Source organism: Mycobacterium sp. IDUB_19, assembly GCF_055419445.1.
Genome location: NZ_JBVAXR010000024.1, coordinates 54,592 through 75,127 on the forward strand (window position 1 = coordinate 54,592; position 20,536 = coordinate 75,127).

General features: G+C 67.4%; 22 protein-coding genes. 13 read left to right on the forward strand and 9 right to left on the reverse strand.

Going from position 1 to position 20,536, the window contains the following annotated elements; genetic code table 11:
- Positions 1 to 45: 45 nt before the first annotated feature.
- The 6 genes from ACZY0B_RS18715 to ACZY0B_RS18740 are packed head-to-tail and all read left to right on the forward strand — an operon-like array spanning position 46 to position 5,422.
- Positions 46 to 1,353 carry an NAD(P)/FAD-dependent oxidoreductase gene (locus tag ACZY0B_RS18715; protein WP_463765697.1) on the forward strand — a complete coding sequence of 436 codons (1,308 nt, stop codon included), beginning with the start codon at positions 46 to 48 and terminating at the stop codon, positions 1,351 to 1,353.
- Positions 1,347 to 2,051 carry a DUF1365 domain-containing protein gene (locus ACZY0B_RS18720; protein ID WP_463765698.1) on the forward strand — a complete coding sequence of 235 codons (705 nt, stop codon included), beginning with the start codon at positions 1,347 to 1,349 and terminating at the stop codon, positions 2,049 to 2,051. The genes ACZY0B_RS18715 and ACZY0B_RS18720 overlap by 7 nt, the downstream gene beginning before the upstream one ends.
- Complete coding sequence (locus tag ACZY0B_RS18725) at positions 2,048 to 3,319, forward strand: class I SAM-dependent methyltransferase (protein WP_463765699.1); 1,272 nt, start codon at positions 2,048 to 2,050, stop codon at positions 3,317 to 3,319. Before ACZY0B_RS18720 ends, ACZY0B_RS18725 begins: the two co-directional genes overlap by 4 nt.
- Positions 3,316 to 4,116, forward strand: a complete 801-nt coding sequence (locus tag ACZY0B_RS18730) for a DUF1295 domain-containing protein (RefSeq protein WP_463765700.1) — start codon at positions 3,316 to 3,318, stop codon at positions 4,114 to 4,116. The genes ACZY0B_RS18725 and ACZY0B_RS18730 overlap by 4 nt, the downstream gene beginning before the upstream one ends.
- Positions 4,117 to 4,160: 44 nt before the next feature.
- Entirely contained in the window at positions 4,161 to 4,724 is a 564-nt protein-coding gene (locus ACZY0B_RS18735) for a sigma-70 family RNA polymerase sigma factor (RefSeq protein ID WP_463765702.1), read from the forward strand.
- Complete coding sequence (locus tag ACZY0B_RS18740) at positions 4,721 to 5,422, forward strand: anti-sigma factor (protein ID WP_463765703.1); 702 nt, start codon at positions 4,721 to 4,723, stop codon at positions 5,420 to 5,422. Before ACZY0B_RS18735 ends, ACZY0B_RS18740 begins: the two co-directional genes overlap by 4 nt.
- Here ACZY0B_RS18740 and ACZY0B_RS18745 read toward each other — a convergent pair.
- A complete protein-coding gene (locus ACZY0B_RS18745) occupies positions 5,419 to 6,264 on the reverse strand; it encodes a hypothetical protein (protein ID WP_463765704.1) in 846 nt (281 codons plus the stop codon). The two genes, ACZY0B_RS18740 and ACZY0B_RS18745, sit on opposite strands and share 4 nt — an antisense overlap.
- Before the next feature lie 21 nt (positions 6,265 to 6,285).
- Positions 6,286 to 6,801: a mycothiol transferase gene (locus tag ACZY0B_RS18750; RefSeq protein ID WP_463765705.1), complete on the reverse strand. Its 516-nt coding sequence runs from the start codon at positions 6,799 to 6,801 to the stop codon at positions 6,286 to 6,288.
- Between the two features lie 71 nt (positions 6,802 to 6,872).
- Here ACZY0B_RS18750 and ACZY0B_RS18755 point away from each other — a divergent pair, with 71 nt between their 5' ends.
- Genes ACZY0B_RS18755 through ACZY0B_RS18770 form a run of 4 tightly spaced genes read left to right on the forward strand, consistent with a single transcriptional unit; the run spans position 6,873 to position 10,522 of the window.
- Positions 6,873 to 8,615, forward strand: coding sequence for an N-acyl-D-amino-acid deacylase family protein (locus ACZY0B_RS18755; RefSeq protein WP_463765706.1), 1,743 nt, complete (start codon positions 6,873 to 6,875; stop codon positions 8,613 to 8,615).
- Between the two features lie 38 nt (positions 8,616 to 8,653).
- Complete coding sequence (locus ACZY0B_RS18760; protein ID WP_463765707.1) at positions 8,654 to 9,490, forward strand: PPE family protein; 837 nt, start codon at positions 8,654 to 8,656, stop codon at positions 9,488 to 9,490.
- A gap of 31 nt (positions 9,491 to 9,521) precedes the next feature.
- Entirely contained in the window at positions 9,522 to 9,923 is a 402-nt protein-coding gene (locus ACZY0B_RS18765; protein ID WP_463765708.1) for a pyridoxamine 5'-phosphate oxidase family protein, read from the forward strand.
- A 35-nt stretch (positions 9,924 to 9,958) separates the two neighbouring features.
- Positions 9,959 to 10,522 (forward strand): carboxymuconolactone decarboxylase family protein, encoded by a 564-nt coding sequence (locus tag ACZY0B_RS18770; protein WP_463765709.1) that lies wholly within the window; start codon positions 9,959 to 9,961, stop codon positions 10,520 to 10,522.
- Here the strand turns inward: ACZY0B_RS18770 and ACZY0B_RS18775 are convergent.
- From ACZY0B_RS18775 to ACZY0B_RS18785, 3 genes are all read right to left on the reverse strand, one after another.
- Complete coding sequence (locus ACZY0B_RS18775; RefSeq protein ID WP_463765710.1) at positions 10,511 to 11,347, reverse strand: SDR family NAD(P)-dependent oxidoreductase; 837 nt, start codon at positions 11,345 to 11,347, stop codon at positions 10,511 to 10,513. The two genes, ACZY0B_RS18770 and ACZY0B_RS18775, sit on opposite strands and share 12 nt — an antisense overlap.
- 108 nt (positions 11,348 to 11,455) lie before the next feature.
- Complete coding sequence (gene groL / locus ACZY0B_RS18780; protein ID WP_463765711.1) at positions 11,456 to 13,081, reverse strand: chaperonin GroEL; 1,626 nt, start codon at positions 13,079 to 13,081, stop codon at positions 11,456 to 11,458.
- A 177-nt stretch (positions 13,082 to 13,258) separates the two neighbouring features.
- Positions 13,259 to 13,825 carry a TetR/AcrR family transcriptional regulator gene (locus ACZY0B_RS18785; RefSeq protein WP_463765712.1) on the reverse strand — a complete coding sequence of 189 codons (567 nt, stop codon included), beginning with the start codon at positions 13,823 to 13,825 and terminating at the stop codon, positions 13,259 to 13,261.
- A gap of 103 nt (positions 13,826 to 13,928) precedes the next feature.
- Here ACZY0B_RS18785 and ACZY0B_RS18790 point away from each other — a divergent pair, with 103 nt between their 5' ends.
- A complete protein-coding gene (locus tag ACZY0B_RS18790; RefSeq protein ID WP_463765713.1) occupies positions 13,929 to 14,840 on the forward strand; it encodes an SDR family NAD(P)-dependent oxidoreductase in 912 nt (303 codons plus the stop codon).
- A gap of 79 nt (positions 14,841 to 14,919) precedes the next feature.
- Here the strand turns inward: ACZY0B_RS18790 and ACZY0B_RS18795 are convergent, their stop codons facing one another.
- Complete coding sequence (locus ACZY0B_RS18795; protein WP_463765714.1) at positions 14,920 to 15,654, reverse strand: M24 family metallopeptidase; 735 nt, start codon at positions 15,652 to 15,654, stop codon at positions 14,920 to 14,922.
- Between ACZY0B_RS18795 and ACZY0B_RS18800 the strand changes: the two genes are divergently transcribed.
- Positions 15,653 to 16,144 (forward strand): cupin domain-containing protein, encoded by a 492-nt coding sequence (locus ACZY0B_RS18800; protein WP_463765715.1) that lies wholly within the window; start codon positions 15,653 to 15,655, stop codon positions 16,142 to 16,144. The two genes, ACZY0B_RS18795 and ACZY0B_RS18800, sit on opposite strands and share 2 nt — an antisense overlap.
- Here ACZY0B_RS18800 and ACZY0B_RS18805 read toward each other — a convergent pair.
- Positions 16,132 to 16,740, reverse strand: a complete 609-nt coding sequence (locus ACZY0B_RS18805; RefSeq protein ID WP_463765716.1) for a TetR/AcrR family transcriptional regulator — start codon at positions 16,738 to 16,740, stop codon at positions 16,132 to 16,134. The two genes, ACZY0B_RS18800 and ACZY0B_RS18805, sit on opposite strands and share 13 nt — an antisense overlap.
- Before the next feature lie 89 nt (positions 16,741 to 16,829).
- On the opposite strand from ACZY0B_RS18805, the gene ACZY0B_RS18810 reads away from it, so the two are divergent.
- Entirely contained in the window at positions 16,830 to 18,584 is a 1,755-nt protein-coding gene (locus tag ACZY0B_RS18810; protein ID WP_463765717.1) for a CocE/NonD family hydrolase, read from the forward strand.
- Positions 18,585 to 18,604: 20 nt separating this feature from the next.
- Here the strand turns inward: ACZY0B_RS18810 and ACZY0B_RS18815 are convergent, their stop codons facing one another.
- Positions 18,605 to 20,044 (reverse strand): flavin-containing monooxygenase, encoded by a 1,440-nt coding sequence (locus tag ACZY0B_RS18815; RefSeq protein WP_463765718.1) that lies wholly within the window; start codon positions 20,042 to 20,044, stop codon positions 18,605 to 18,607.
- Positions 20,035 to 20,526, reverse strand: a complete 492-nt coding sequence (locus ACZY0B_RS18820) for a VOC family protein (RefSeq protein WP_463765719.1) — start codon at positions 20,524 to 20,526, stop codon at positions 20,035 to 20,037. Before ACZY0B_RS18820 ends, ACZY0B_RS18815 begins: the two co-directional genes overlap by 10 nt.
- Between the last annotated feature and the right edge of the window lie 10 nt (positions 20,527 to 20,536).

Here is a 20,536-nt window from a genome sequence, read left to right on the forward strand (position 1 = left end):
CACGCAGCTTCCCATCCGCCAGCTCGTTGGCTCCGAATAGGGATTGTGGATTCGTCACACGCGCGGTCGGTCGCGGTCATCGGCAGCGGCGTAGCCGGCCTCACCGCCGCCTACGTCCTGTCCGGCCGTGACCGCGTCACCCTGTATGAGGCCGATGTGCGGCTGGGCGGCCATGCACACACTCATTTCGTGGACGACGGTGGCGGCAACGGGAACCTCATCGGCGTCGACTCGGCGTTCCTGGTGCACAACGACCGGACCTATCCGACGCTGTGCCGTTTGTTCAGCGAACTCGGGGTCCAAACCCAGCCGTCGGAAATGTCGATGTCGGTGCGTGCCGACGACATCGGGCTCGAATACGCCGGGGCGCTGGGGGCCAGCGGGCTGTTCGCGTGCCGCCAGTCGCTGCGGCCCCGCTACCTGCTGATGCTCGGTGAGATCGTCCGGTTCCACCGCGCGGCCTCGCGGCTACTGCGCGAGGGCACCGCCGAAGGCGACCTCGAGACGCTGGAAGCCTTCCTGAACCGGCACCACTTCTCGTCGTATTTCATCGACTTTTTCGTCACCCCCCTGGTGGCCGCGGTGTGGTCGTGCGCCAGCGACGACGCGCTGCGCTACCCGGCCCGCTATCTGTTCGTCTTCCTCGACCATCACGGAATGCTGTCGGTTTTCGGGTCCCCCACCTGGCGCACGGTGACGGGAGGCTCGGCGCACTACGTGCAGGCCGTCGCGGCTCGGCTCGCCGAGGTGTCGACCGGGACGCCGGTGCATTCGCTGCGGCGGGTACCCGACGGCGTGTGGGTGCGGGCCGGCAACAACGCGCCGCGGTTTTTCGACGCGGCCGTCGTCGCGGTGCATCCCGACCAGGCGCTGCTGCTGCTCGACGATCCGAACCCGTGGGAGCGCGCGGTGCTGGGCGCGATTCCGTACTCGACCAACGAGGCGCAGTTGCACACCGACGAATCGGTGCTTCCCCGGCATCGCCGTGCGCGGGCATCATGGAATTACCTGGTTACCCCCGGGGAGGACCGTGTGGTCGTCACCTATGACGTCAGCAGACTGATGCGGCTGGACGGCACCCGCCGATACTTGGTGACCCTGGGCGGCCACGACCGTGTCGATCCGGCGTCAGTGATCGCCGAGATGACCTACAGCCATCCCCTGTACACGCCGGAATCCGTTGCGGCCCAAGCATTGTTGCCGACACTGGACGACGATCGGGTGGCCTTCGCGGGCGCCTACCACGGCTGGGGGTTTCACGAGGACGGCGCCGCGTCGGGCCTGGCTGCGGCGCGACGCCTCGGCGCCGACTGGCCGACGGCGACCCGGCGGGAGGCGGTGGCCCGATGCTGACGGCGACGCCCGCGATCTACCGCACCACAATCAGCCACGCACGGCAGGCGCCCGTGCGCCATTCGTTCGAATACCGAAGCTACAGCTGGTATGTCGATGTCGACGACCTGCCCCGGCTGCCCTGGTGGCTACGACCGTTCGCCCGGTTCCGCGCCTCGGATCACTTCGCCAGCCCCCAGCACGGTTCGCTGCGCGACCGTGTCGGCGTCCTCTTCGCCGACCGCGGACAGGCCGCTCCCGAGGGCCGCATCACCGCGCTATTGCAGGCCCGGGTTTTCGGCTACGTGTTCAACCCGCTCAGCGTCTTTTGGTGCCACGACCGCGATGGCCGGCTGCGCTATGTGATCGCCGAGGTACACAACACCTACGGCGAGCGCCACGCCTACCTCTTGCCGCCGGCCGACCTGCCGGTGGTCACCGAGAAGAAGCTCTATGTGTCGCCGTTCAACGCGGTGGACGGCTACTACCTGGTGCGAGCACCACGGCCCGACAGCGAAGTCGACATCACCGTGGAACTGCGTCGCGATCGCCAGCCCACGTTCGTAGCCAACATGCGCGGACACCGGCGGCCGGCGACCAATCGACAGGTCGCGATCATGCAAATCGTTTCGCCGCTGGCACCCCTGCTGGTGGCCGCACGTATCCGAATTCAGGGGATCAAACTGTGGTTACGTCGAGTTCCGTTGGTACCGCGATGACTGTATCGACCATCCGAAAACCCTCGGCAGCAATCGATTCCAGGCTCTGGCCGGCGATCGCGAAGGTGCCGTCCGGCCCCGTCAGCGCCACGGCGGCCGTGGCCGCCGACCGGCTGCTGCGACGTGCGGCCGCTCGCCTGCCGCTGCGACTGGCCTACCCCGACGGCACGGTGGTCGGTGCGGCCGACCCGACGGTGCCGACCTTGGTTGTCCACCAACCGGAAGCGCTGGCGCGCCGGATCGGGCGCCACGGCCTGATCGGATTCGGCGAGTCGTACATGGCCGGCGAATGGTGCTCGGATGACCTCACCGGGCTGTTGACGGTATTCGCCACCTCGGTGGGGCACCTGGTGCCGCGCCCGCTGCAATCGCTGCGTCCGATCGGCCCGGCCTTCCGGCCGCGGTGGCGGGGCGCCAGCCGAGAACGCGCTCGGCGCAACATCGCCGAGCATTACGACTTGTCCAATGACCTGTTCGCTGAATTCCTGGACGAGACCATGACGTACTCCTGCGCACTGTTTGACCGGCTGCCCGCGTCGCCGTCGGATTTGGCTGCGGCGCAAGGGCGCAAGATCGATCGGCTGCTCGACATCGCCGGAGTTCACCGGGGCAGCCGGATTCTCGAAATCGGCACCGGGTGGGGAGAGCTGTGCATCCGGGCGGCCGCCCGCGGAGCAGACGTCCGCTCGGTGACCTTGTCGGTTGAGCAGCAGCAGCTGGCGCGGCTTCGGGTGGCCGCGGCAGGGCTGTCCGACAAGGTGACGATCGACCTCTGCGATTACCGCGACGTCGACGGGTGTTATGACGCCGTGCTGTCGGTCGAGATGATCGAGGCGGTGGGATTCCATGCGTGGCAACGATATTTCGCCACTCTCGAGCGGCTGGTGCGGCCGGGCGGACGGGTGGCGATCCAGGCGATCACGATGCCGCACACCCGGATGATGGCCAGCCGCAACACACACACCTGGATCCAGAAGTACATCTTCCCCGGCGGACTGCTGCCGTCCACCCAGGCCATCTCCGCGATCACCGAGCGGCACACCGATTTACGCACGGTAGACATGACCTCGCTGCGCCCGCACTACGCCGAGACGCTACGGCTGTGGCGGGAGCAGTTCACCAAACAGCGAGACCACTTGGCGCAGTTGGGCTTCGATGACGTGTTTCAGCGGATGTGGGAGCTGTACCTGGCATATTCGGAAGCGGGCTTCCGGTCGGGTTATCTGAACGTCTACCAGTGGACGTTCGAACGGGAGGAGTGCCGATGAGTCACGTGAGCTTTGCCCAGAACTTGGCCCAGGTATCCGGTGCCTCGGTTTTGGTTCTCGCCGTGGTGCATTCGGTCACGTTCGCCATCGGCAGGCGCATCGGCCGCTACAACGTCGTCGACGTGGCGTGGGGTATCGGCTTCGTCGCCATCGCAGCCGCCGGCGCGGCGCTCGGCCACGGCGACCCGACCCGGCGCTGGCTGCTGCTTGCGCTGACGACGGTCTGGGGCCTGCGGCTGAGTTGGCACATCCAGCGCAAGACCGTCGGCAAGGGCGAGGATCCCCGCTACGCCGCCATGCTCCGGAATGCCACACCCCGGCAGGTGGTGCTCAAAGTCTTTCTGCTACAGGGGTTTATCACCTGGTTCGTCTCCTTCCCGCTGCAGCTGTCGGCGGTGACCGGGCCCACGCCCAGACCGCTGACCGCGGTTATGGCGTTGGGTGTGGCCGTCTGGCTGGTGGGCATCACCTTCGAAGCCGTCGGCGACCGGCAGCTGCAGGTCTTCAAGTCGGACCCGGCCAATCGCGGCGTAGTGATGGATCGCGGCCTGTGGGCGTGGACGCGTCATCCCAACTACTTCGGCGATGCCACCGTGTGGTGGGGGTTGTGGCTGATCACCATCAACGGCTGGTGGCCACTGGCCACGGTCGGCTCGCCACTGCTGATGACGTACTTCCTGGTCTATGTGACCGGCGCCCGGCTGACCGAGAAGTTGATGGCCGGCCGTCCGGGCTTCGCGGAATACCAGCAAAGGACAGCGTGTTTCTTCCCGCGACCACCGCGACCGGCACGGTAACCGTCGCCGCTGCGGGGCGGTGGGGAGCGATAGGCTACCTGACAATGACCGGACCGCCGCAGCTGAGCAGCGACCTGGATGCGTTGCTGCGCGAAGTCGCGCGCGGAGACACCCAGGCTTTCGCGGCGGTCTACGACCTCACCAAGAGCCGGGTGTTCGGGCTGGTGATCCGGGTTCTGCGGGATGCCGGCTACAGCGAGGAAACCACCCAGGAGATTTATCTCGAGGTGTGGCGGTCGGCATCGGAATACGACCCCGCCCGCGGCTCCGCGCTGTCCTGGCTGCTGACCATGGCACACCGGCGGGCCATCGACCGGGTGCGCTCCGAGGAGGCCGGCAGCCGCCGGGAATCGCGCTACGGCGCGGCCAACGTCGACACCGCCAGTGACGTGGTCGCCGACTCGGCCATCGCCGGTGACGAGCGCCGCCGGGTGGCCGACTGCCTCGGCTCGCTGACCGACGCGCAGCGCCAATGCATCGAGCTGGCCTACTACGGCGGGCTGACCTATGCCGAGGTCTCGCAGCGGTTGGCCGCCAATCTGTCGACGATCAAATCGCGCATCCGCGACGCGTTGCGCGGGCTGCGTAACTGCCTGGACGTGCCATGACCGAGCCCACCGACTTCGAACTGCTCGAGCTGGCCACGCCGTATGCCCTGCACGCCGTGTCCGACGCGGAGCGCGCTCACATCGACCGGCAGATCGCAGGCGCGCCTGCGTCGGTCGCGGCGGCCTTCGCCGAGGAAGTTCGCGCCGTGCGCGAAACGATGGCCGTCGTCTCGGCCTCGACCGTCGCCGAACCGCCGGCGCATTTGCGGGCGGCCGTGCTGGCGATCGCCGCGTCGACCCAGCCGAAGCAGCAACGACGTTGGCGTACAACGGCATTGATATCGGTGGCGGCGGCGATCGTGGCGGGGTTGACGGCATTCGGCGTGCAGACGCTGTTGCGGCCAACGCCGACGCAGTCGGTCGCCGAGCAGGTGATGGCGGCACCGGACGTGCGGACGGTTTCGCGTCCACTGGCCAACGGGACGGCCACGGTGGTGTTCTCACGCGACCGCGGCGCGGGTGTGCTGGTGATGAACAACGTGCCGCCGCCGAACCCGGGCACCGTCTACCAGATGTGGTTGATCGATGCCAAGGGCCCGACCTCGGCCGGGACGATGGGCACGGCGGCCGTCTCGCCCTCGACGACGGCCACGCTGACCAACCTCGGAAAGTCCACGGCCCTGGCCTTCACCGTCGAACCCGGCGCCGGCTCAACGCAGCCGACCTCGCCGATATTGGCCACGCTGCCGCTCGGCTAGGCCTTCTTCACCAGGCTGCCCAGCACCGCGACGATCACGCCGAACACCACCAGCCCCGCGCCGGCGGCCAACGTCAGATTCAGCCAGTCCCGCAGACCGGATTCGGCGGTGTGCAGCATGACGTCGGCAATCTGGCGGATATCGCCGGTGGTGCGATTGAGCGCGTCGTTGGTGTAGCGGCCCGCGCCTTCGATGCCGACCCACCCGGCCGCCCCGACGAGCAGCGCCGAGACGCCGAGACTGGTCAGCGCCTTGCCGCGGCGCCGGGCGGCGAGCACCGTCAGCAGTGCGCCAACACCGCACAGCGCCGCGGCACCCAGACTCGCCCACTGGCCCCAGGCGCCCACGCGGCTCAGCTGACCCTGCCGCAGCGAGTGCGGCACCGAAGCCGTCAGCGGCACGGTCAGCGTCGCAGGCACTTTCACGTCGTGCTCGCTCAAGATCTGCGCAAACGCGCTGTCGTTGAGCATCGGGGCCACGTCGACCGACCAGGAGTCGCCGGACCCCGCATCGGCGAACAGCCAGCGGTGCGCCGCCCGGTTCGCCGTCGCGAACAGCGGTGGAAACGAGGGACCGGCCGTGAATGCGCCGGCAGCGTCGCGCACCTGCGAGCTGTCGACCGGATAGTTTCCGCCGCCGTGCTCGGCGATCAGCGCCATCGTCCGGGTGGTCAGTTCACCGGCCATTGCGGACTGCAGGCCGGGATCGCCCGCCGCCTGCTGGGCCAGCGCCGCGTAGCCGTTCTCGTCGACGAGATTGCGCTGTGCCCATGCCGCGGGGACCGCCACCGCCAGCGCAACCGTGGTGAACAGCCACAGCAGAAGCGTCGCGATGAATCGCACCTGCCCAATCTACGGGCCGATCTACGGCGCGATCCCCCGCACGTATGCCGCTTGCCCGAGGTGCTGGGCGCAATCGTCGATGATGCTGACGATCCGGGCGCTGGCCGTCACCGGCGGATCCCAATTGGTGTCCACCACGCGGGCCAGCTCGTCGGCCGTCACGCCGGCGACATACTCACAGGTGAACTTGTGCACCGCGTGGTAGTAGCCGGACAGCAGGTCGACCGGGGCGCGCACCTTCGCCACGTCCGCGGCGCTGTGGCCGTAGCCGGTGTCACGGCGGGGCAGGTCCAGCGCGAAGCGGTCCACCCAGCCGTCGCGGGTCCACACCTCTTCGACGCCGGCCACGTCGGCCAGCTGGATGTCCTGCACCCGGGCGCTGTGCCAGATCAGCCAAGCGATGGTGTTGGCATCCGGGCTCGGACGGTAATTGGACAGCTCGTCAGTCAGTCCATCGGTGAGCTCATCGACGTGTTCGATCAACCGGGTGAACGCGTCGCGGAGCAACTCGCGGGCGGCGGCGTCGGTATCTGACATACCGCCGACCTTACGGTGGTCGATCACGAAACATCGTGGCACGAGGCGATGCACGGTCGTAGATTGATGAGGTGATCTACGACCTGCTCATTCGCAATGGCACCATCGTCGACGGGCTGGGGGGCGAGCCCTACGTCGGCGACATCGGCGTGCATGGTGGCGTCATTGTGGCCGTTGGGCCACAAAAAGACACCGTGAACGGCGACACCGGCGAGCGCGAGATCGACGCCACCGGCTTGTTGGTCACGCCGGGTTTCGTCGATCTGCATACGCACTACGACGGCCAGTCCATCTGGTCGGAACGCCTGACGCCGTCCTCGGCGCACGGGGTGACCACCGTGGTGATGGGCAACTGCGGCGTCGGCTTCGCGCCCTGCCGCCAGGAAGACCACGACGTGCTCGTCGATGTGATGGCCGGCGTCGAAGACATCCCGGGCGTCGTGATGACCGACGGCCTGCCGTGGAGCTGGGAAACCTTCCCCGAGTACCTGAACGCGCTGGACGCGGGCAAGCGTGACATCGACGTGGCCGCCTACCTTCCGCATTCGCCGTTGCGGGTCTACGTGATGGGCCAGCGCGGTGCCGACCGTGAACCTGCCACAGCCGACGACCTCGCGAAGATGCGGGCGCTGGCCAAGGAGGCCATGGAGGTCGGGGCGCTGGGCTTCGCGTCGTCACGGCTGACCATCCACAAGACCGAAAGTGGTTCGCCCATCCCGAGTTACGATGCCGCCCGCGAGGAGATCGAGGAGATCGCCAAGGGCGTCGTCGACGGCGGCGGCGGGCTGCTGCAATTCGTGCCCGACATTCCGGCCGGCGGATACCAGCCGGTGCTGCAGACGGTGTTCGACGTCGCCGAGGACGTCGGGCTGCCGGTCACCTTCACGCTCGTCGTCGCCAATGCCGGCGACCCGACGTGGCCCGACGCGATCAACATGGTCGAGAAGGCCAACGCGGCGGGCGGCGATATCACCGCGCAGCTGCTGCCGCGCCCGATCGGGTTGATCATCGGGCTGCAACTCACCGCCAACCCGTTCGTGCTCTATCCCAGCTATCAGGAGATCGCGCACCTGCCGCTGGCCGAGCGGGTCGCCGAGATGCGCAAGCCCGAGGTCCGCGCCCGCATCCTGGCCGACAAACCGGGCCAGGGACACCCGATCCTCTACGTCGCGCAGATGTGGGACTGGATCTTCCCGCTGGACGACAACCCCAACTACGAGCCGAACCCGGCGGACAGCATCGGGGCCCGGGCCAGGGCCCGCGGGGTGAACCCGATGGAGGAGGCCTACGACCGGCTGCTCGACGACGAAGGCCGCGCCATGCTGCTGGTCGCCACCAGCAATATGGAGCGGAACTCGCTGAACACCGTGGGCGAGCTGCTGCACCGCGACGACGTGGTGCTCGGCCTCGGCGATGGCGGCGCCCACTACGGGATGATCTGCGACGCCAGCTATTCGACGTTCTTCCTGTCGCACTGGGCCCGCGACCGGGCGTCCGGACGCTTCACGGTGCCCGAGGCCGTCCGCGAGCTGACCTCCGTCCCGGCGCGCGTCGCCGGGCTGGCCGATCGCGGTCGCATCGCGGTCGGATACAAGGCCGATCTCAACGTCATCGACCACGCGGGGCTGCGCCTGCACAAGCCGGTGATCACCTATGACTTGCCGGCCGGCGGACGTCGCCTGGACCAGACAGCCGACGGGTACGTGGCCACGATCGTGTCCGGCGAAGTGATCGCCGAACACGGTAAACCGACCGATGCGCGTCCCGGAAAGCTGATCCGCGGCCGCCAAACCGCGCCCGCGCCCACCCCATAACGCCACGAACAGGGGCCCGTCCCAGTTAAGTTATTGCAGTGACGAGCCCGCATTTTGCGTGGTTGCCGCCAGAGATCAATTCGGCTCTCCTTTACGCCGGTCCTGGATCGGCGCCGCTGCATGCTGCCGCGGAAGCCTGGGATGGGCTTGCGGAGAACCTGGCGACGTCAGCATCTTCGTTCTTCTCCGTGGCGTCCGATCTGGCCAACGGTGTGTGGCAAGGCCCGTCGGCGACGGCGATGCTCGCGGTCGCGACGCAATACGTGAGCTGGCTCAAGGCGGCCGCGGCCCAGGCCGAGGCGACCTCCAGCCAGGCCGCGGCCATCGCGGGCGCCTTCGAGACTGCGTTGTCGGCGACGGTGCAGCCGGCGGTGGTGTCGGCTAACCGTGCCCTGGTGCGCGCGTTGGCTTCGACGAACCATCTGGGGCAGAACGCTCCGACGATCATGGACATCGAATCCGCCTACGAACAGATGTGGGCGACCGACGTGGCAGCGATGTCCGGCTATCACGCCGACGCGTCCGCGGCCGCCGAGCAATTGGCGCCCTGGCAGAACGTCATGCAGAACCTCGGTGTGCAGTTCAACAACGGCGACCTGACTTTCGGACCCCACACGGGCACGGGGAGCCTGGCGCACCACATCAGTGCACTGGCCAGCCTCGATCACACCGGTGGTCATGTCGGGTCCTGGCTGACGGACACCACGGGCACCGGGTTCGCGCATCCCGTCCCGGGCGGTATGAGCCCAGCGGACGTGAACGCCGGGCTGCTCAACTCACCGACCGCGGGCACCGGGTTCAACCCGGGCACCCCGAGCCCGGGCCTGCTCAGCGATCTCGGCTCGGGCGCCGTACCGACGGCTTCGCCGGACTGACGCCAGGCGTGTGGCGCCTATCCTCGAGAGCATGCGCACGAAGAAGAGGGTGGACCTGGAGAAGCTGGCCGCAGCCCTGCCCGACTACCCGTTCGCGTACCTGATCACCGTCGACGACGGGTATCGCGTGCACACCGTGACGGTCGAACCGCAGCTACGCGAGTCGAGCCTCGACGTCGGCCTGATCGGCGGGGGCACTCGCAAGAACTTGGCCCACCGCAGCGATGTCACCCTGTTGTGGCCGCCGACCGAGCCGGGCGGGTACTCGCTGATCGTCGACGGCCGTGCCGAGGTGAGCGTTGCAGACGCCGAGACAGTCCGGTTGGCTGTCGTTCCGACCCGCGCCTTGCTGCACCGCGACGCCGACCCCGACTCCCCCAACGCGGCCAAAGGCTGCCTGCACGACTGTGTGGTCTTCGCGCTGCCCGCCTGACGAAACGGAACAGCTTCCGCCGTACAGTCATTCGCATGAGCCGCGTCGCACCGCTAGCCCCGCCGTGGAGCGAGGAAGACGCCACCAGCATCAACAGCTGGGGCCACCCGGACCGCTCGTATGAGCCGTTGCTTCTGGTGCGTTGCCTGCAGCGCCATCCGGCGCTGGCCAGCCGGCTGCGCAAGCTCGGCGAATCCCTCTACATCGCAGCACTTTTGCCGCCCCGGACCCGGACGATTGCGATCCTGCGCATCTGCGCGCTCGTGCGTTGCGAGTATGAGTGGGGTGGGCAGGCGGCGTTCTGGGGCCCGATCGCCGGCGTCAGCGACGACGAGTGCGACGCGCTGGTCACCGGCGGCCCGGACGATCCGCGGTGGAGCCCGGCCGAGCGGACGCTGATCGAGGCGGTGGACGAGCTGGAGCGCACCGGTTCGTGGTCGGAGGCGACGTGGGCGGCGCTGGGCGACGAGCTCGACGACGAGCAGCGCATCGAATTGCTCACGGCCGTCGGCTGGTACCGCACGATCTGTACGCTGTGCAACGCGCTCGCGCTTCCCGCGGAAGGCTGGATGCGGCGGTGGCCGGGGTCAGCTCGCTGAGCGGTCCCCGCTTGAGTCTCTTTTGAGGCCCGGATGCTGCTTTTTCAGTAGCGGCAGCAGCAGCCGTCGCGGCATGAACTGAAACAGCTTGGTGCTGATTTGGCTTGGCAGCCCGGGGATCACGGTTCCGCGATCGCCGTCGAGCGCGTCGACTCCGGTGCGCGCCACATCGCTGGCGGGCAGCCACAGGAACTTCGGGAACGCGTCGGCGAATTTCCGCTCGTCCATGCCGGCGTTCTTCAGAAACTCGGTGCGCACCGGCCCGGGGTTGAGCAACGCGACGGTGACACCGCTGCCGGCCAGTTCACCTCGCAGCCCTTCGGTGTAGTTGATCACGAACGCCTTGGTGGCGGCGTAGCCGACCTGGCCGGGGAAGGGGTGGTAGCCCGCGGTCGATCCGACGTTGAGGATCGCGCCGCGCCCCCGCGGCACCATCAGCTGCACCGCGCGCGTGGTCAGATCGATGACGGCCTCGACGTTGACCCGCACCTGGGCGATCTCGTCGTCGACGGAGGTGGTCGCCACCGACCCGATGGTGCCGATGCCGGCATTGTTGACCAGGATGTCGGCCGTCAGCCCGCGACGGTCGACCTCGTCGAGCAGGCCGGCGCGCGCGGCGGAATCCGCGACGTCGCACGCGATCACCTCGACGCGGACCCGGCTCGCGAGTTCGTCGGCCAGTTCGCGCAGTCGGTCCTCGCGGCGCGCGACGAGGGTGACGCCGTGCCCGCGATCGGCGAGCTCACGCGCGATGGCCGCGCCGATGCCCGACGATGCTCCGGTGACGACGGCGGTGCTGGTGGGTGAGGGAGTCGGAAGAGCCACGCGTCGACTCTAGTGCGCCACGGGTGGGGAGCTCGCGACCGCCGGCTCGCTCGGCGCACGAAAAAACCCGGCCCCCAAAGGGACCGGGCTTCTTCGCTAGTCGACTTCTTAGAAGTCCATACCGCCCATGCCACCGGTCGGGTCGCCCACGGGAGCGGCGGCCTTCTCCGGCTTGTCGGCAACGACGGCCTCGGTGGTCAGGAACAGCCCCGCGATGGACGCCGCGTTCTGCAGCGCCGAACGGGTCACCTTGACCGGGTCGGCGACGCCGGCCTTGAGCAGGTCCTCGTACTCGTTGGTGGCGGCGTTCAGTCCGGTGCCGGCCTTCGAGTTGCGAACCTTCTCGGCGACAACGCCGGGCTCCAGCCCGGAGTTGAAGGCGATCTGCTTCAGCGGAGCCTCCAGCGCCACGCGGACGATGTTGGCACCGGTGGCCTCGTCGCCCTTGAGCTTGAGCTCATCGAGCGCCGGGGCCGCCTGCAGCAGGGCCACGCCACCACCGGCGACGATGCCCTCCTCGACGGCGGCCTTGGCGTTGCGGACCGCGTCCTCGATACGGTGCTTGCGCTCCTTGAGCTCCACCTCGGTGGCAGCCCCGGCCTTGATCACCGCAACACCGCCGGCCAGCTTGGCCAGGCGCTCCTGCAGCTTCTCGCGGTCGTAGTCGGAGTCGCTGTTCTCGATCTCGGCGCGGATCTGGGCCACCCGGCCGGCGATGGCGTCGGTGTCACCGGCGCCCTCGACGATGGTGGTCTCGTCCTTGGTGATGACGACCTTGCGGGCCTTACCGAGCAGCGAGATGTCGGCGGTCTCCAAGGAGAGGCCGACCTCTTCGCTGACGACCTGACCACCGGTGAGGATGGCCATGTCCTGCAGCATCGCCTTGCGACGGTCACCGAAGCCTGGGGCCTTGACGGCCACTGACTTGAAGGTGCCACGGATCTTGTTGACGACCAGGGTGGACAGCGCCTCGCCCTCGACGTCCTCGGCGATGATCAGCAGCGGCTTGCCGCCCTGAATGACCTTCTCCAGCAGCGGGAGCAGGTCCTTGACGGTCGACACCTTGGAGCTGACCAGCAGGATGTAGGGGTCCTCGAGGACCGCTTCCTGACGCTCGGCGTCGGTGACGAAGTAGCCCGAGATGTAGCCCTTGTCGAACCGCATGCCCTCGGTGAGCTCGAGCTGCAGGCCGAAGGTGTTGGACTCCTCGACGGTGATGACGCCCTCGTTGCCAACCTTGTCCATCGCCTCGGCGATCAGGTCGCCGATCGACTGGTCGCCGGCGGAGATGCCGGCGGTGGCAGCGATCTGCTCCTTGGTCTCGACGTCCTTGGCCGACTTCAGCAGGGTCTCGGTGACCTTCTCGACGGCCTTCTCGATGCCGCGCTTGAGAGCCAGCGGGTTAGCGCCGGCCGCAACGTTGCGCAGGCCCTCTTTGACGAGCGCCTGAGCCAGCACCGTGGCCGTCGTCGTGCCGTCACCGGCGACGTCGTCGGTCTTCTTGGCGACTTCCTTGACCAGCTCGGCGCCGATCTTCTCGTATGGGTCCTCCAGCTCGATCTCCTTGGCGATGGACACACCATCGTTGGTGATCGTGGGGGCACCCCACTTCTTCTCCAGGACGACGTTGCGACCCTTGGGGCCCAGCGTCACCTTTACCGCGTCGGCGAGGGCGTTCAGGCCCCGCTCGAGGCCGCGACGGGCCTCTTCGTCATACGCAATTATCTTGGACATTGCGAAGTGATTCCTCCGGATTGGGGATGACAAGTTCTGGCCGGGCACAGTGCCCGCGACGGACGACCATAGCTGTCTAAGGGCTCGGTCTCACCGTCCCGACCTAGCACTCACTGGTCGTGAGTGCCAATGTCATTCTTAGCACTCGCCTATGCCGAGTGCAAGAACGGGGCGCCGCTATCGCCCAGCGCGTAAACCGTCGACGACGACGTCGGTCACCCGCTCGGCCAACTCCGAGTTGTAGGCCTCCATCGCCTGACAGCCGACCATGATCGCCTTCACTTCGCGCACCCCGATGTCCGGCCGCGCGGTGCCCGCCCGCTGCGCGGCACGCAGCAGCTCGTCGAGCATGGCCAGGAAGGCATCCTCGGCGTCCGGCGCGGCGGTGGCGATGTCGATGCCGAATCCGGCCAGGGCGTCGACCAGGCCGCGATCGGCCGCGCCCCACTGCAGCACGATCGAACGCAGGTAGGTGAAGAGCGCCTCGCCGGGTCCGTCGGACTCCAGCAGGGCGCGCCCGTCGTCGACCAATCGCTGCATACGGTCCTCGATGACCGCCTGAAACAGCGCCTCCTTGGTCGGGAAATGCCGGTAGACGGTGCCGGCGCCGACTCCGGCGCGACGCGCGATCTCGTCGATGGGCACCGCCAAGCCCTCGGCCGCAAAGGTGTCGTAGGCGACTTCCAGCACGCGCGCACGATTGCGTGCCGCGTCGGCACGCAGCCGACGTTCAGGCTGCGCCATCTGTTCACCACCCAACGGTTGACAAAACGGGGCGGACGTTCCGTATAGTCTAAATCAACCGGAGCGCTCGCCCCGTTTACTCTACTAGTTCAAGGAGCCCGTCATGGCCAAATGGACCGCCGCGGACATCCCCGACCAATCCGGTCGTGTCGCCGTCATCACCGGAGCCAACACCGGCCTGGGCTACGAGACCGCCGCCGCGCTCGCCGACCACGGCGCCCAGGTGGTGCTGGCGGTGCGCAATCTCGACAAGGGCAAGGAGGCCGCCGCGCGCATCGCCGCCCGGAGTCCACACGCCGATGTCGCGCTGGCCGAACTCGACCTGACGTCGTTGGACTCGATCCGGGCCGCGGCAGACGAGCTGCGGTCCGCGCACGACCGCATCGACCTGCTGATCAACAATGCGGGCGTGATGTGGACGCCGAAGTCGACCACCAGCGACGGCTTCGAGCTGCAGTTCGGCACCAATCACTTGGGCCACTTTGCGTTCACCGGCCTGCTGTTGGACCGGCTGCTGCCGGTCGCCGGTTCCCGGGTGGTGACGGTCAGCAGCATGGGCCACCGCATCCGCGCCGACATTCACTTCGACGACCTGCAGTGGGAACGCGGCTACAGCCGGGTGGGCGCTTACGGGCAGTCAAAGCTCGCCAACCTGCTGTTCACCTACGAACTGCAGCGACGGCTGGCGCCACAGGGGACGACGATCGCCGTCGCGGCTCATCCCGGCGGCTCGCGCACCGAGCTGATCCGCAACCTGCCCGGGTGGGCCACGGCCGTCTTACCTGTGGTCGAACCGCTGTTCCAGGGAGCGGATATGGGCGCGCTGCCAACCCTGCGTGCCGCGACCGACCCCGGCGTGCTCGGCGGGCAGTACTACGGCCCCGACGGCTTCGGCGAGCAACGCGGCTACCCCAAGATCGTGTCGTCCAGCGACAAGTCGCACGACCTCGACGTGCAGCGCCGGTTGTGGGCGGTCTCCGAGGAGCTCACCGGCGTGGCCTATCCCTTCGACTAAGGCAGATGGTGCCGACCCGTCCCCCGCAAGCGGGCGGTACCCCCAGCGCCCGGCGCATGCGCCGCGCTAGCGATCGGCACTAGGACAGGTCGAGCAGCTGTTCGTAGAAGCCGCCGAAACCGCGCGGGCGGTCGACCAGATGGATCTCGAGGATCCAGTGGCACGGCCGCCCGCCGCGGTCGGTGCGCCGCATCGGCTTGTCCGAGCCGGGCGTGATGTACGACTGCGTGCCGTCGCCCGCGATCTTCTTGTGCGGAAACTCGCCCACCAAGTGGCCGGCGATCGGGCTGCCCCACTCGAAACCCTCGGCGCGGGCCGCGCCGACGACGTGGTCGAACAACTCGGCGCCGGTGACGGACGCGTGCTCGTCGAAATAGTTGTGCCCGGCTGCCCAGACCCGCGGAAGTGCTTCGCGGACGGCCGTTTTGGCCGGATCGTTGCCCAACACAAACGTGCGCCCGAAGTCTGCCTCCCACTCCTCGAAGATGGGCCCGAGGTCGAGGAACGCGATATCGTCAGCGGCGATCACCCGGTCCGGCGGATGCTCCTTGAAGGGCTGCAAAGTGTTCTCGCCGGCTCGCACGATCCGCCGGTGCCAGTGCCGGGTCACGCCGAACATCTCCGCGGCCAAGTCGCGGATCTCGTCGGATAACGTCTGCTCTCCCACGCCGGGCCGGATCATCGCGCGTCGTTCGATCTCGTCGAACAATTGCGCCGCCTTGTCCTGGGCGTCCAGGAGCCGTTCCACGCGCACGTCTTCGCCGGCGCTCGAGGCCTCCACCCTCGCGATGCTAACTGGCAGGCTGGAAACCATGTCCCTCGTCGTGCCGCCCTACCCGCCGCCCCGCTACACCGCCGACGAGCCGGAGGTCAGCGCCTGGCTCAAACGGGCCGACTCGCCGCCGGACCACGAGACGGCCGGCGTCAAATACCACTACCTGGCCAACCAGCAGGCGACCGACGGCGACTACGGCCTGTACCGGGTCGACATCGCCCCAGCCGGCGGCGGGCCCCCGGCCCACTTTCACCGGGCCATGTCCGAGGCCTTCTTCGTGCTCTCCGGGACGATGAAGCTCTACGACGGCACCGAGTGGGTCGACGGGCGCACAGGTGACTTTCTCTACGTCCCGCCTGGCGGTATCCACGGTTTCCGCAACGAGGCCGACGAAGCCGCCTCGATCCTGATGCTGTTCGCGCCGGGTGCGCCCCGCGAGGCCTACTTCGAAGGTTTCGGCGCGCTGGCCGACATGACCGACGACGAACGCAAAGAGTGGTTCGTCTTGCACGACAACTACTGGATCTGACCGCTGACGTAGTGCTGCAGGTTGGGGGTGATCGCCGCGATCGCCTCGTCGTCAGACATCGACGCGATGGGCTCGATCTTCCAGACGTAGCGCATCAGGGCGAAGCCCATCATCTGTGACGAGACGAGCCCGCTGCGGATCAGGCGGTCGCGTTCGTCGCTGCCGAGTTCCGCGACGCCCATCAGGCTGCCCTCGACGACGCGACGCAGCTTCTCCCGGGTGGCCGGTTCGTGCGCGGCGGTCTGCAGGATGGCGCGCAGCGTCGGGCCGACTTCGTCATCGGCCCAGCTGGCCAACAGCAGCGTGATCAGCGCGGCGCCGAGCTGATCGATCGGCGTGGTCCACACCTTGGCGACGTTTTCCAGCCATTTCTGCGGCGGATTCGTCGCGGCGTCCAGCAGGCCTTCCTTCGAGCCGAAGTAGTGGTAGACCAGCGCGGGGTCGACGTCGGCCGCCCGCGCGACCGCCCGGATGGTGGTGCCGGCCCAGCCGTGATCGGCGAACTCGGCGCGAGCGGCGGCCACAATTCGCGCGGCCAGCACCCCGCGTTCATCCCGCGGACCCGGAGTCAACGACGTCTTCGGCACGAGTTTCATCGTAGCGTGAATTTCTTCTTGCCGTGAAACTATTTTCATCCTACGATGAGACTTGTCTCAACGCAGTGTGAAACTTTGGGAGAGCCGCTATGAGCACCACCTCGAAGCGTGTCGCCGGAATTGAGCCCGGCCAGCGTCAGCTGAACGGACCGCAGACATCGGGCCGCGAGTTCCGTAACCTGAGCCAACCGCGGTACCGCACGCACCGGCAGCTCAACGTCAAGATCCCGATGCGGGACGGAATCGAGTTGATAGCCGACATCTTTCGCCCGGACGCCGACGGCGAGTTTCCGGCACTGGTGGCCGCATCGCCCTACGCGCGGCAAGTGCAAGACCTCGGCGCGCCGGCCGGCTTCATCGAAGCGGGGGCCACCGACTTCTGGGTGCCGCGCGGCTATGTCCACATCATCGTCAACCTGCGTGGAACCGGCGGCTCCGGTGGGACTTTCACCTTCTTCGACGCCTCTGAAAGACGCGACATGCACGATGTGATCGAGTGGGTCGCCGAACAACCGTGGTGTGACGGCAATGTCGGCATGCTGGGCATCAGCTACTTCGCCATGACCCAACTCGAGGCCGCCGTCGAGCGGCCCCCACACCTCAAGGCCATCTTCCCGTTCGCGGTCACCAGCGATCTCTACGATGCCGCGACGCACCACGGCCTGCCCAGTACGAAATTTGTCAGCTCGTTTCTGTCGATGCTTGGACTGACGGCACCGAAGAGCGACAGGTTCTACCGCAGCGCGCCTTTCGCCATCGCCCGCCGCCTGCTGAACCTGCCCCCGATACACAAGAAGTTCGCCACCATGAACGGCGAATCTGCCAACGGCATGCTCAACCTGCTGATGAAACTGCCCCATCCGCCGCGGCCGTGGGACGAGCTCTGGCAGGACGCCGTCGTCAAACATCCGATACGGGATGCCTGGTGGGACGATCGCGACCTGGCGCCGTTGCTCGAAAACATCGATATACCAGTATATTTGGGCTGCGATTGGGAGAACGCGCCACTACATCTGCCGTCGACCTTTTCGACGCTGCGCAACCTGACCAAGAGCCCTTGCGTCCGGGTCGCGATGCTCGGCAAATATGGCCTGACCTGGCCATGGGAGAGCATGCACATCGAGGCGCTTGCGTGGTACGACCATTGGCTCAAGGGACAGGACACGGGGATTCTCGAGGGTCCCGCGTTCCGCTACTTCCTGCCCGAAGCCGACGAGTGGAAGGCAGAGGAATCATGGCCACCGCTCCAGAGCACACATGTGGAGTTCGCGCTGCGAACCGACGGAGGTCTGGCCGCCGGCGAGGGCGAGCCCGGCAGCCGCGAGTACTGGGCCCTGGGAACAGGACTCAACCGCGCCAGGCCCAGCGAGATCGATCCTCCCTCGCTACTGACCTGGACCACCGCACCGCTGGACGACGACCTCGATGTGGCCGGCGACATCGAACTGCGACTGGTCGCCTCGGCAACAGCGCTGGACACCGGATGGATCGTGGTGGTGTCCGATATTGGCGAAGACGGCTCGCTTGTCGACCACCTCACCAGTGGCTGGCTTCGGGCCAGCCTGCGCGAGGTCGACGAAGACGCCAGCCGTCCGGGCGCCCCGGTGCTACGGTGCCGGACCGCGGTCGGGGTCCCGATAGGCGAAGACGTCGTCTACCGAATCCCGTTGCTGCCCAACGCCCGCCGGTTCCACCGCGGGCACCGCATCCGGTTGACGCTCACCAGCGACGACCAGAATCCCGAAGTTCCGGCGATCATGGACTTCCGTCATGCGCCCGTCGGCACCAGCACAATCAACACCATCCGATCGTCGTCGCGGCTGCTGCTGCCGGTGCTTGGCTAGCAGCCGGGTTGGCCGACAAGCTAACTCAGCTCGTAGTCATCATCGACCATCGCGCGGGTGCGCTCGAAGAATGTCCTTCCGCTATAAGGCAATTGAGTGACGACCTTGCCACTGGGATGGCGAAAGTAGTTGGTGCACGCGAGCCAGACCTTGCCTACCATCGCGGCCTGGATTTCGTCGTTGTAGCGCCGCTGCGCGTCCCGGGTGACCTCGATGGTCCGCGCCCCGCGACTGCCCATCACGTCCAGCATCTGGCGGATGAACGTCGTCTGCGCCTCGTGGATGTAGATGATCGAGTTGACGCCATTGGTGTTGGGGCCGTAGAGCGTAAAGAAGTTCGGGTATCCGGCGATCAGTGTGCCCAGGTAGGCTTCCGCGCCGTCGCTCCAGTCGTCGCGCAGGTGGCGACCGCCGCTTCCGTACACGTCGATGCTGTCGAGATAGTCGGCGGCTTTGAAGCCGGTGCCGTAGATGATGGTGTCGACGCGGTGCTCGACGCCGTCGGTGGTACGCACGCCGCGTTCGGTGATCTCGGCGATCGCGGTCGTTTCCAGGCTGACGTTCGGCAACGCGAACGTCGGGTACCACTCGCGCGACATCAGTGGCCGCTTACACCCCGCCGGGTAGTCCGGCGTCAGCTTGGCGCGCAGCTCGGGATCGGCGACCTTGCGCATCAGGTAGCTGCGCGCAAGCTCGGTCGCCTCGCGCGTCTGCGTGGCGTCGACGTCGAAACTGGATGACTCGTAGGCATCGAAGGCCTCGTCGCGCAGCTTCTGCAGCGCCGCCGGATCGCGTTCGAACTCGTCGTGCTGCTCGGGGCTGAACGGAAAATCGAAGCGGGGTGAGATCCAGATCGGGGTGCGCTGAAACACGGTGAGCTGCCGAGTTTTTGGGGCGATCGCCGGAACATACTGGATCGCGCTGGCACCGGTGCCGATGGAGGCGACCCGCTCGCCGGCCGTCGACTTGCGGTGATCCCACCGCGCGGAGTGGAATCGCCGTCCCTGAAAACGCTGCGCCCCAGGGATATCGGGGATGTTGGGCACATCGAGCATCCCTACCGCGCTGACCACGGCGTCGAACTCGTGCTCGTCCCCTTCGGCGGTGACGAGCGTCCAGCGCCGAAGCGCGTCCGACCAGCGCACCGTGGTGATCGCGGTGTTGGGCCGCAGATGTGGGCCCAGCCCATGCTCGGCGGCCACCCTTTCGAGATAGGCCAGGATCTCGGGCTGGTTCGCGTAGGTCTTGCTCCATCGCGGGTTGAGCGCGAACGAGTACGAGTACAGATGCGACGGCACATCGCAGGCCGCACCCGGAAAAGTGTTGTGCCGCCAGGTTCCTCCGAATCCGTCGGCGCGGTCGAAGATGGTGAAGTCGTAGCCAGCCTGGGCCAGCTGGATTCCCATCGCGATGCCCCCGGCACCGGCGCCGATGACCCCGACGCGCGGCTTCAGCCCCATTGCGCGAAGTAGGGTCGCTCGGGCCGGCTCTTCTCCACCAGGATGAACACCACGCCCCACGGATCGACGAACCAGGTGGTGCGCACCCGCGCGACGTCGGCGATTCCACTGACGAGGAAGCGAACTCCTTTGCTCTCGAGTTCGGCCCGAGTGGCGTCGAGGTCCTCACAGATCAGCCCGACGTGCGAGAGCCCGTGGTCCGTCAGAGCCCTGCCCGCGGCACGCTGGCCGGCGGGAGGGCCACCGTCGACGTTGAGGTACTCGATCACCTCCAGGACACGATCGCTGTCGTCGCCGAAGCCGACGATGGCCGCTTTCATCGTGGGATCGGCCACCAGCTCACCCATGTCGTTGCGAATGGCGTTACCGGCCATCACGTACGGCGGCGAGAGCACACGCAGGCCTAATACGTCTCGGTAGAAGGCCACTGCGGCCTCACAATCGGGGACGCACACCCCGGTGTGGGCCAACCCGGTAATCACGTTCTCGACT

Bases quoted from the DNA above. Each gene is read 5' to 3' on its own strand.
- ACZY0B_RS18720 (WP_463765698.1), top strand. From the start codon at position 1,347: ATGCTGACGGCGACGCCCGCGATCTACCGCACCACAATCAGCCACGCA.
- ACZY0B_RS18725 (WP_463765699.1), top strand. From the start codon at position 2,048: ATGACTGTATCGACCATCCGAAAACCCTCGGCAGCAATCGATTCCAGG.
- ACZY0B_RS18730 (WP_463765700.1), top strand. From the start codon at position 3,316: ATGAGTCACGTGAGCTTTGCCCAGAACTTGGCCCAGGTATCCGGTGCC.
- ACZY0B_RS18735 (WP_463765702.1), top strand. From the start codon at position 4,161: ATGACCGGACCGCCGCAGCTGAGCAGCGACCTGGATGCGTTGCTGCGC.
- ACZY0B_RS18740 (WP_463765703.1), top strand. From the start codon at position 4,721: ATGACCGAGCCCACCGACTTCGAACTGCTCGAGCTGGCCACGCCGTAT.
- ACZY0B_RS18750 (WP_463765705.1), bottom strand. From the start codon at position 6,801: ATGTCAGATACCGACGCCGCCGCCCGCGAGTTGCTCCGCGACGCGTTC.
- ACZY0B_RS18765 (WP_463765708.1), top strand. From the start codon at position 9,522: ATGCGCACGAAGAAGAGGGTGGACCTGGAGAAGCTGGCCGCAGCCCTG.
- ACZY0B_RS18770 (WP_463765709.1), top strand. From the start codon at position 9,959: ATGAGCCGCGTCGCACCGCTAGCCCCGCCGTGGAGCGAGGAAGACGCC.
- groL (WP_463765711.1), bottom strand. From the start codon at position 13,081: ATGTCCAAGATAATTGCGTATGACGAAGAGGCCCGTCGCGGCCTCGAG.
- ACZY0B_RS18785 (WP_463765712.1), bottom strand. From the start codon at position 13,825: ATGGCGCAGCCTGAACGTCGGCTGCGTGCCGACGCGGCACGCAATCGT.
- ACZY0B_RS18790 (WP_463765713.1), top strand. From the start codon at position 13,929: ATGGCCAAATGGACCGCCGCGGACATCCCCGACCAATCCGGTCGTGTC.
- ACZY0B_RS18800 (WP_463765715.1), top strand. From the start codon at position 15,653: ATGTCCCTCGTCGTGCCGCCCTACCCGCCGCCCCGCTACACCGCCGAC.
- ACZY0B_RS18795 (WP_463765714.1), bottom strand. From the start codon at position 15,654: ATGGTTTCCAGCCTGCCAGTTAGCATCGCGAGGGTGGAGGCCTCGAGC.
- ACZY0B_RS18805 (WP_463765716.1), bottom strand. From the start codon at position 16,740: ATGAAACTCGTGCCGAAGACGTCGTTGACTCCGGGTCCGCGGGATGAA.
- ACZY0B_RS18810 (WP_463765717.1), top strand. From the start codon at position 16,830: ATGAGCACCACCTCGAAGCGTGTCGCCGGAATTGAGCCCGGCCAGCGT.
- ACZY0B_RS18815 (WP_463765718.1), bottom strand. From the start codon at position 20,044: ATGGGGCTGAAGCCGCGCGTCGGGGTCATCGGCGCCGGTGCCGGGGGC.